Annotated in this window: 6 protein-coding genes; 2 read left to right on the top strand and 4 right to left on the bottom strand. The window is 45.0% G+C overall.

Annotated features, from left to right (window positions below; genetic code table 11):
• Nucleotides 1–69 precede the first annotated feature (69 nt).
• A complete protein-coding gene (locus HWQ41_RS06805) occupies nucleotides 70–3,192 on the bottom strand; it encodes an efflux RND transporter permease subunit (protein WP_292760895.1) in 3,123 nt (1,040 codons plus the stop codon).
• A 367-nt stretch (nucleotides 3,193–3,559) separates the two neighbouring features.
• On the bottom strand, nucleotides 3,560–5,017 hold the full coding sequence (locus tag HWQ41_RS06810) for an efflux RND transporter periplasmic adaptor subunit (RefSeq protein WP_292760897.1): 1,458 nt from the start codon (nucleotides 5,015–5,017) through the stop codon (nucleotides 3,560–3,562).
• Nucleotides 5,018–5,586: 569 nt separating this feature from the next.
• Between HWQ41_RS06810 and HWQ41_RS06815 the strand changes: the two genes are divergently transcribed.
• Entirely contained in the window at nucleotides 5,587–6,468 is an 882-nt protein-coding gene (locus tag HWQ41_RS06815) for an Npun_R2479 family HD domain-containing metalloprotein (protein ID WP_292760898.1), read from the top strand.
• A 269-nt stretch (nucleotides 6,469–6,737) separates the two neighbouring features.
• Nucleotides 6,738–7,853, top strand: a complete 1,116-nt coding sequence (locus tag HWQ41_RS06820) for an ABC transporter permease (RefSeq protein ID WP_292760900.1) — start codon at nucleotides 6,738–6,740, stop codon at nucleotides 7,851–7,853.
• Here HWQ41_RS06820 and HWQ41_RS06825 read toward each other — a convergent pair.
• Both HWQ41_RS06825 and HWQ41_RS06830 read right to left on the bottom strand, forming a co-directional pair.
• Complete coding sequence (locus HWQ41_RS06825) at nucleotides 7,842–8,066, bottom strand: hypothetical protein (protein WP_292760902.1); 225 nt, start codon at nucleotides 8,064–8,066, stop codon at nucleotides 7,842–7,844. The genes HWQ41_RS06820 and HWQ41_RS06825 overlap by 12 nt on opposite strands.
• Before the next feature lie 14 nt (nucleotides 8,067–8,080).
• Nucleotides 8,081–10,101: helix-turn-helix domain-containing protein (locus tag HWQ41_RS06830; RefSeq protein ID WP_292760904.1), on the bottom strand; the 2,021-nt coding region annotated here is incomplete at its 5' end.

Below are 10,101 nucleotides of genomic sequence, written 5' to 3' on the forward strand. Positions count from 1 at the left end.
GGTTGGGGGTGGGGTGTTTATTATGATTCCCACTGGGAAATGCGATCGCACAAATTTAGGTATTGGGCATTATGGGCGCGATGGTTTTTTGCTAAAGCCATAGCGCAATCTATCCATAATCCAATTCTGGAAGTTGTCAATGTAGCTAAATATCACTGGTACTACCACCAGTGTCAGCAGGGTGGAAGTTGTGAAACCGCCCATAATGGCAATTCCCATTGGTTGGCGAACTTCAGAACCCGCACCAATTCCTAATGCTAGGGGCAGAATACCTGCGATCGTTGCCAGAGAAGTCATTAAAATCGGGCGCAGACGTGACACGCCTGATTCTATGAGTGCCTGACGTTGGGTTTTACCTTCTTGCATGTTGATGATTGTATAGTCAACTAACAGAATCGAGTTTTTGGTAACAATCCCCAACAGCAACACGATACCAATCAGGGCATAAAGTCCCAAGGGTTTTTGGGCAAGCATCAACGCTACCAGTGCGCCACCTAAACAAAAGGGCAAAGCTGCCATGATCGACAATGGATGCAGGAAGTTGTTATACAGCAGCACCAGAATTGCATAGATACACATTAATCCCAGCCCTAATGCACCGCCAAAGCGACCGAAAATTTCTTGCATAATTTTGGCACTGCCTGAAGGTTGCTGTACTACTCCTGGCGGTAAGTTTCGCATCACAGGTAGTTTGTTGATTGTCTCGACTGCCTGTCCTAAAGAAATCCCTTGTAAGTTGGCTTCTACGGCAACTTGACGAGCGCGATCGTAGCGGTTAATGGTAGCTGGGCCGCTACCAAAGCGGATATCTGCCACTGCCACAAGGGGAACCAATCTGCCATTTTGACTGGGGACTTGGAGATTTGTGATTGTGTTGATGTCAGCCCGCGCTTTTGGGTCGATTTGGACACGAATGGGGATTTGCCGATCGCTCAAATTAAATTTTGCCAAATTGGCCTCATTGTCGCCGATGGTAGCAAGGGAAGCAGTACGAGCGATCGCTTGCACTGTCACGCCCAAATCTGCTGCCCGTTGTGGGTTGGGAATTATCAAAATCTCTGGTTTAACCAAACTCGCAGTCGAAGACACTTCTACCAATCCGGTTATAGATCGCATCTGCTTTTCTAGGGCATCAGCAGCTTGATTCAATGCTTGAGGATTTTCACTTCTGAGGACAATTGATAAACCTTTGCCAGTGTCACCTGGTGACTGACTTTGAAAACTAATTCTCGCTCCCGGTATTTGCCCAAAGGAAGGGCGCACTTGTTCCTCAAACTGTTTTTGGGAAATATTCCGTTCTTCTCTGGGTTTGAGATTAATGCTAAGGGTTGCAGAATTGATCTCTTCTGTGGCTAGCACCCTTTCAACTACTGGGTTTTGCCGGATGATGTTAGTTGCTTGTGTGACTACCTTGTTAACGTCTTCTAAAGTGGAACCAGGAGCTAGTTCTATAGATACATTAGAAAATCCGAAGTCGCCATCATCAACGAAACCCTTGGGAATTAAGGGAACCAGCGTCAGACTAGCAATAAAGAAAACTAAGGCGATCGCCATTGTTGTCAATCTATGGCGTAACGCCCACTCTAGGAGTGATCTATAAGGTTGAAAACGCCGACGCTTTTCAGTGATGAGTTTTCTACTTCCGTTCCCGCTACCTGGAAGTATAAATTTAAAATTGAAAAATTTTATTACTACTCCCCTACTCTCCTCTTTCTCCTTTAAAAGATACGCCCCCATCATGGGTGTAACCATCCGCGCGACAAGAGTTGAGAAAATTGTGGAAACGGCAACGGTAACACCAAATGGTTGGAAAAACTGCCCCGGAATCCCACCCATAAAGGCAACGGGCAGAAACACCGCAATAATCGTCGCGGAACTTGCGATTACCGCTAATCCTACTTCGTCAGAAGAGTCAAAAGCAGCTTTCCAAGCTGACTTGCCCATAGCCATGTGCCGTTCCATGTTTTCAATTTCCACAACGGCATCATCTACCAAGTTGCCCACCGCCAGCGCCAATGCCAACAAAGTCATGTTGTTGAGTGTATAACCAAGGGCTTGCTGGACTGCGAAGGTGGGAATTATTGATAGGGGCAAGGCAACAGCCGTAATTAATGTTGCTCGCCAGTTCCGCAAAAACACTAAAATAACGATGACCGCCAACACCGAAGCTTGAATCAATTCGTCAATGGTGGTTTGGTAGGATTGGCGGACAATATCGGCTCTAGTAAAAATTAAATCTAGCTTGACATCTGCGGGAAGTGTTTTTTCCAGTTGTTTGACTGCTGCTTTCACTCCTTCTTCCACAGTCACCAGAACGCTGCCAGTACTACGCAACACTTGGAAAGCTACCACGGGTTGATTATTCAAGCGGGCGGCTTGACGCACGTCGCCAAATTTATCTTCTACGGTTCCCAAGCTGGATAAGGGTACGGAACCACCTTGTGGTAAGAGGATTTCATAGGTTTTCAAAATATCCACACTGGTGGCACTTCCTAAAGTACGAATACTTTGTTCGCTACCACCAACTTCGGCACGTCCGCCAGGTAAGTTAATGTTGAAAGCGCGGATTTGGTCGTTTACCTGGGTGGCGGTGATCGCTAGAGATTGTAAGCGGTTTGGATTAAGATTAATCCGAATTTCTCGGTCAACCCCACCCACACGCTGAATTTGTGCCACCCCACGGACTCCCAATAAGGCGCGGCTAATGGTTTGGTCTACGAGGTTGCTTAATTCTTCTACAGAACGCTGATCTGATTTAACTGCGTAGGTGATCACCGGGCCGCCGGAAAATTGCAGGCGTTCCACAATTGGATCGTTGATATCTTGGGGTAAATCTTGGCGAATTTGAGCGATCGCATTCCGAACATCATTGGTGGCGCGATCGCTATTTGTACCCAAAACAAAATTGATTGTCGTCTTAGAATTCCCATCGCTGACGGTGGAAATCATATAATCGATATTGCCCAACCCCGCGACGGCATCTTCAATTTTTTTCGTCACTTGGGATTCTAGTTCTGCCGGGCCTGCACCTGGTTGAGTGACGTTTACCAAAACTGTTGGTATATCAATATTTGGATTAGTATCAATCCCCAAGGATATGAAGGAGAACCAACCGACTACTGTTAAAATTAAAAATAAAACTATTGTGGGAACAGGTTTTTTAATTGACCAGGCTGAGATATTAAAGGACATTGGGAAATTTTAGATTTTAGATTTTAGATTTTGGATTCGACATCTCAGTAGATTTGTAGGTTGGGTTGAAGGTCGTGAAACCCAACAAATCCCTGAAAATGTTGGGTTTCGTTCCTTAACCAAACCTACACCGGAGTGCTTTTTTAGGCAAAACCTACGCAGTATTGCCACTGATAGCGCAGCGTAAAGCCTTCTCTTCTCCCAAGAGGAGACGCTACCGCGAACGAGAGGCTTCTCTACGAGAGGCTACGCCAACGCCAACGGCATAGCTTCTCTACGAGACGCTAGGCGAAGGCTTAGAGCGAGTCTGCGTTCGCTTTTAGCGTCTCGTAGAGAGCGTCTTGCATTCTGACTTCTGAATTCTTGTTCAATTTGCAACTCGAACTTTGTCGCCATCTTTGAGATAGCCTGCACCATCAACTACGACGCGATCGCCTAACTGCAACCCACTCTTGATTTCCACTATGTCGCCATTACCAGGATCTCCTAACTCTACTTTCTGGCTGCGGACTGTATTTTCACCCGATAAAATGAATACAATTACACTTGCGTCTCCTTGGGACTGCACTGCTTTTTGCGGCACTACCATCCTCATCCCTGAGTTAGTAGTAATTGCAGCACTAGCAAACATCCCTGGTTGAAGTAAAGTTGTTGGCGGCAAGTCAATTTTTACTGTAGCTTCACGTCTTTGATCGTTCACCTGTGGTTGTATGTCCCTGACTCGTCCCTGCGATCGCACGCGCTGATCGACATCTGAAGTAATTTCCACCGATGCGCCAATTTTCACTTGATTTAGTTGAGTTTCGGGCACCTTCGCCTGAAGTTCTAATTTTTGATCTCGGATAATCGAAAATAGCTTTTGTGTGCCACCAATCACAGTTCCCACCTGGGTTTGCGGCGGCACACCTGTGACATCACCTACTCTAGCCAGTTTCTCGGCGATCGCTCCCGAAACCGGCGCACGCACCACAGTTTGTCCCAACTGAGTTTGCAGTTGTTGCACCTTAGCAGCACTGCTGCGGACATCGGCTTTGGCTCTGTTGATGGTAGCTTGAGCGTTACCAATATTGGCCTGGGCGCTGCCGATATTAGCCTGGGCGCTACGCACATTTTCTTGGCCCAGGTTCACAACTTGTATGGCAGTTTTCAAAGTGTAGGAACGAGTATCAAGTTCTTGGTTACTAATCGCCCCAGAGTCAGCAAGTTGTTGATAGCGCTGATAATTCTTGGCTGCTTCCTCTCGCCTTGCCTTAGCTTGAGCTAAATCGGCTTGTTTTTGCTGAACTATTGCTTTATTTGATGCCAAATCTGCTTGCTTAGATGCCAAATCCGCTTGTTTAGATTCCACATCTGCTTGTTTAGATTCCACATCTGCTTTTGCTTGACTAATTTGGTTTTGCAGTATGGAATCATCCAACACCGCCAACACTTGACCTTTTTTGACAAAAGCTCCTTCTTTGACATTTTCGGGGATGCTTTTGATTTGTAAGCCGTTTGTCTGCGGCAGCACCGGAATTAAATCACTCGCTGCTACAGTCCCAGTAGTTTTGAGGGTACGGACAACACGGGCGGTTTCTACTGTGGCGATGGTGACTGTCATCGCTGGGTTGACTTTTTTATCCGCGATCGCACTTTGTTGACGAGCCGGAAGACGATTTAATACACCCATCCCACCCAAGGCGATCGCGATTCCTAAACCAGCACCCAAGAATAATGGCTTCAACCATACCCTGGTTGATTTTTGATCTGATTTGCTCAAAAAGCTAGCATCTTCAAAGGTTATAGGTTCTTCCACCTCGACTTCTGAAACACTTTCATCGCCCACACTCCACCTCCACTTTCTGTCTATGCATACCAATCTTGGTATTTTCTTAAGAAAACTTGAAATTTATTTACTTCATATCAACTATGACGCATTTCATAGTAAATGTCTTTCATTTATACCAGTATGTAATAAAACATTTTTCCTAAGAGTAATTACTAGTAATAACTGCTTAAAATTTTTATGTAGATTATGATCCAAAAAATTATCTCATCTCATCTAACTACTCTAGATCACACACTATATGTATTTAGATCACCGTCAACCAGTGGTTAGATATGAAAGACTAGTGAAGCTAATGTAGATTTATCTAAATTAAAATCAAAATCAAAATGCATTCTATTATACTTAAAACATATAATTTTTACGCAACCGATAATTCCTCTGAAGCTTTTGTGTTGCCAGGAAGCCATGCCATTGTAATTCAGGCATAGGTTAAGCTAGCGTCCACAGCTACACGTGAGTTACAAAGGAGCAAATTCCATTGCCCTAAATTCCAGCAAGGGTGGCCCTGATTATGGAATTTTGAAATCAATCAAATCAATAATTGGTATTTACCAGAGTAACCAGATATGTTCAATGCCACTGAAATTTTAATTGATGCCTTTGTAGATGAAATTCGAGAAGGCTACCGTCGCACCTATGGCTGCTTCAAAAATGATTATCAGGACATTATCGCTTGGGCTGGTAACATGGCTTTGGAAAACATTGCCAATAGCGACGCTCTTTATCACAATGTTGAACATACTGTCCTTGTCACCCTAGTGGGGCAAGAAATCTTACGTGGCAAACACATTAGAGAAGGCGGTGTTTCCAGTGAAGACTGGTTGCATTGTATCATTTCCTTAGTGTGTCATGATATTGGCTACGTTAAGGGAGTTTGCCGACAAGACCGAGAAGCAGCAGACTTATATGCCACAGGTAAAAATGGCAGAATGATTTCTGTAGCTTCTGGCGCTTCTGATGCCAGTCTCACGCCGTATCATGTCGATAGAGCCAAGCTTTTTATTGATGAGCGTTTTGGAGGTCACAAGTTAATAGATGCTGAAGCAATTAAGAGCAATATTGAATTGACTCGATTTCCGGTGCCTGCGGCAGAGGATCAGCAAGATACAAAGTGCTTTGCAGGAATAGTACGTGCTGCTGATTTGATTGGGCAACTAAGCGACCCGCGTTACTTGAAGAAAATTACTTCTTTATTTTACGAGTTTGAAGAAACTGGTGTAAATAAAGTTTTGGGCTATAAAACCCCTGCCGATTTACGTAATAACTACGCTAAATTTTACTGGAATGGTGTCTATCCCTATATCCAAGAGGGACTGCATTATCTATCACTGACACAACAGGGAAAACAAATTCTCGCTAATCTCTACTCAAACGTGTTTGTTGTAGAACACGAAAAACAACAGCAAGAACAGCAGCGCTATTTAGAGAAGTTAGGAGTTGCGAGTTAGGAGTGGGGAGTGGGGAGTGGGAAGTTAGGAGTTAGGAGTTAGGAGTTAGGAGTTAGGAGTTAGGAGTTAAGATAAAAGCTTAATAACTCATAACTCATCTGACTTTTCACTGTATCTGGAAAACCTCTCTTCTATTTCTCTCTCCTAAAAGGAGAGAGACTTTGAATTTTCCCCCTTCCCGCTTCGGGAAGGGGGTTAGGCGGTTAGGTTTTTCGTGGGTTTTTCCAGACGACGTGAAAAGTTCAGATAACTCATAACTCATAACTACTATGGATTGGTGGCGACGACTGAAGAAAAATCCTTTGGCACGATTTGGGGCAATTTTGCTGTTAGTTTTCTATATAGCGGTAATTGCAGCTGATTTCGTGGCTCCTTATGACCCCTATGCTTCACAGGCCAATGGTTCACTGCTGCCACCAACTAAGATACACTGGGTTTCTCAGTCGGGGCAGTTTATCGGGCCTCATATTTATCCGACGACTCAGGGAGACACGAATTTAGAAACAGGCGATCGCCAAGTCATTGTAGACTTGACAAAGCCCTCGCCTTTGCGTTTATTTGTCTCCGGGTCAGAATACCGATTGTTGCAGATGAGCTTGCCATTACCCCCGAAGTGGGATGAGGTCACAATCTTTGCTGGTATTCCCTTAAATTGGCATTTATTTGGCACAACAAGTGGCGCAAAATTCAACATCTTGGGCACTGATGACCAAGGCCGCGACCAATTTAGTCGCCTGCTGCATGGCGGCCGCATCAGTATGTTTATCGGGATTTTTGGCGTTGCCATTTCCTTTCCCCTCGGTTTGCTAGTAGGTGGAATTTCCGGCTACTTCGGTGGTTGGACTGATAGCATCATAATGCGCTTGGCAGAAGTGCTAATGACTTTCCCCAGTATTTATCTTTTGGTTACCTTGGGGGCAGTGTTGCCAGCTGGTTTAAGCAGTACTCAGCGCTTTTTGTTGATTGTGGTAATTACTTCGATTATTGGCTGGGCTGGTTTAGCACGGGTGATTCGAGGACAGGTACTATCAATTAAAGAGCGAGAATTTGTCCAAGCGGCACGCGCAATGGGCGGGAACCCACTTTATATCATCCTCCGCCACGTTTTGCCGCAAACGGCTAGTTATATAGTTATCTCTGCGACTCTTGCAGTTCCCAGCTTTATTGGTGCAGAAGCGATACTGAGTCTCATCGGCTTGGGAATTCAACAACCAGACCCCTCTTGGGGAAATATGCTTTCTCTGGCTAGCAATGCTTCAATTTTGGTATTGCAACCTTGGCTAATCTGGCCGCCGGCTGTGCTGATTATCCTCACAGTGCTGGCATTCAACTTACTCGGTGATGGGCTGAGAGATGCACTTGATCCTCGTAGTTTAAGAAGATAAGCCTTTATAGTAGCAAATGCGATCACTGAAATAACAAATGCGATCGCCGAAATCACAAATGCGATCGCTGAAATAGCAAATGCGATCGCCGAAATAGCAAATGGAGTCGCCGAAATCACAAATGCGATCGCCGAAATAGCAAATGCGATCACTAAAATTAGTCCGCGAAGGCGGACTTTGCCTGTGTAGGCGCGAATTCCGTTCGCCTTCCATTCGCCTTCTATTCGCTACTGTTGCAAAACCCAACGGCGAAAAAGTTCTACCATAATCCGCCAGCTTCCCTGAGTTTCCTCAACTACATCATGACGCTTCAGAGTATTCAGCGCTTCCTGTAAATTGCTGTCGTTCAGACCTGTAGACTGAGCTAAGGCATCTAGACTTAGCCCCTCTGGGTGAGGTGCAAGCACTTGTAGAATTACCTGTTGACCCTCACCACCCCGCGCCGCCTGACCCCAAACCCCATCAAAGTAGTAGCGTCCCCGCTTGAAAAACTCAGGGTCATTGATAACTGCTTCCACATCTTCTACTGTGAAAACTGGGTCACGCGATCGCCCTTGCTCAAAAACAAAGTCATTGTAGCGGCGCACTAGCTGAAAACCCAGCAGTTGCACTAAATATGGTTGACCGTGTGTCAAAGCATAAATTTCATCTAAAGCTTCGGGGATGTAGTCGAGGGGGAAGTCTTCATTACCTGGGTTAGCGAGAATTTGGCGGGTAGCTGCACGTTCTTGAAAGCCAACATGGATAGGAATGACACTGGCAAAGAAGGGTTGAAAATAATCTGCTGTCATTTCTTCTAAAGTGTGCAAACCAGCAAAGGCAAAGGCGATTTTAGAACTCATTTGCACCAAACCGCGCAGAAAGCCCATAAAGTCGATAGGGATTTTTTTCGCTTCAATTAAATCTTCAATTTTCTCGAATTCGTCTAAGGCGATAATTAACCCACCTTCTAGGTTTGCTTCAACCTGTTTTAAATAGCGTTCAAAAGTCCGGTAGGGGAGATTTAGTAAATCAGCGTCAGCTGGTGATGGAAGTTTTACAGTTTGAGAAATTTCATCACAAATTGCCATTAGCACCTCACCTACACCTTGGGGGCTATCTCCCAAACGTAGCAAGTTGACATAGGCTAGCTGTATTTGTGAGCCTAGACAGTTAGTAGCGTTAAGCAAAATAGAAGTTTTACCCATCCGCCTATGACCGTAGAGAACTACAGACTGGAGTTGATTACCCATCACCCAGAGTTCTTCTAACTGTCTGATGATATCTTCTCGCCCAACAAAGAGATGACTTTGAACAGGGTCGCCTACAACATAAGGATTAACCACAGGTTTGGTGATGGAAATTTCTCCCACTTCACCAGTGATTTGTAAAAGGCTTTCTTTCCAAGTTTGAGCGATATCTATGATTAACCCTTGCTCTGCTTGCGGCAAGGTGTCAGCTTGATTTAGGATTTTTGTCAGTTCGCCCAATGCTCGATTAAGAGCTAAAGACCTGGCTGAACGTGAGACGCTGCGATTAACAAACTGCACATCCTCAACAACTCGACGCAGATTAGCAAGGACTTTCCAAGTAATTGGACGTAAAAGCGGTTCCTGGGGAAAAGGAGGAACTTGGATAGCAGCAATAGAAGCTGGTTTTTGAGCTTTATTAAAGGCCGCTAAAGTTTGGGCAAGGGTATAAATTTCCTCGCCATAAAGTAAAGAACGCACTATAGCAAAAGCCTCTATTGCTCTGGCTGGTTCTTTTTCATGCAGATGCCAGAAACCAGCAGCAGCAGCACGAGCAGGAGTATCTAAGCGAGTGTCTGTATTAAAACGAGCCTGTAAACCTTCTCCCCAAGAACGAGGGAAGAGGAAGAAATTTTTGATAAACGTTGACTTTAGGGTTTCATCTAGAGAAGCTGAAGCAAAACGTACTATATTCCAATCAAAAGGATTTGCCGCCAGTCGAGAGACAGTCCAAATAAGTTGCTCTGAGGGGATTTTGGCAAGTACTCTATTGACTGCTTGGACAACAGGAATGAATTGTAGGGTATATGCCAGCAGTTCGTTAGTATTATGTAAACCTATTTCCCAATCATTTTGCAACCAATTTTGCAAGCGCCAAACAAGATTAGGAAGAGGAAGCGGAGTGATACGGGGGAGTAGCCAACTAGTGTTTTGGATGATTCGCAAGTTTAAAGGTGAGCCAATAAGCCAGGTATCTGGACGCACTACTGCCACGCCTACCGCCACGCCGAACGCCACAC

The sequence above is a fragment of the Nostoc sp. NOS(2021) genome, assembly GCF_017115025.1.
In the GTDB taxonomy this organism is placed as follows: Bacteria; Cyanobacteriota; Cyanobacteriia; order Cyanobacteriales; family Nostocaceae; genus Nostoc.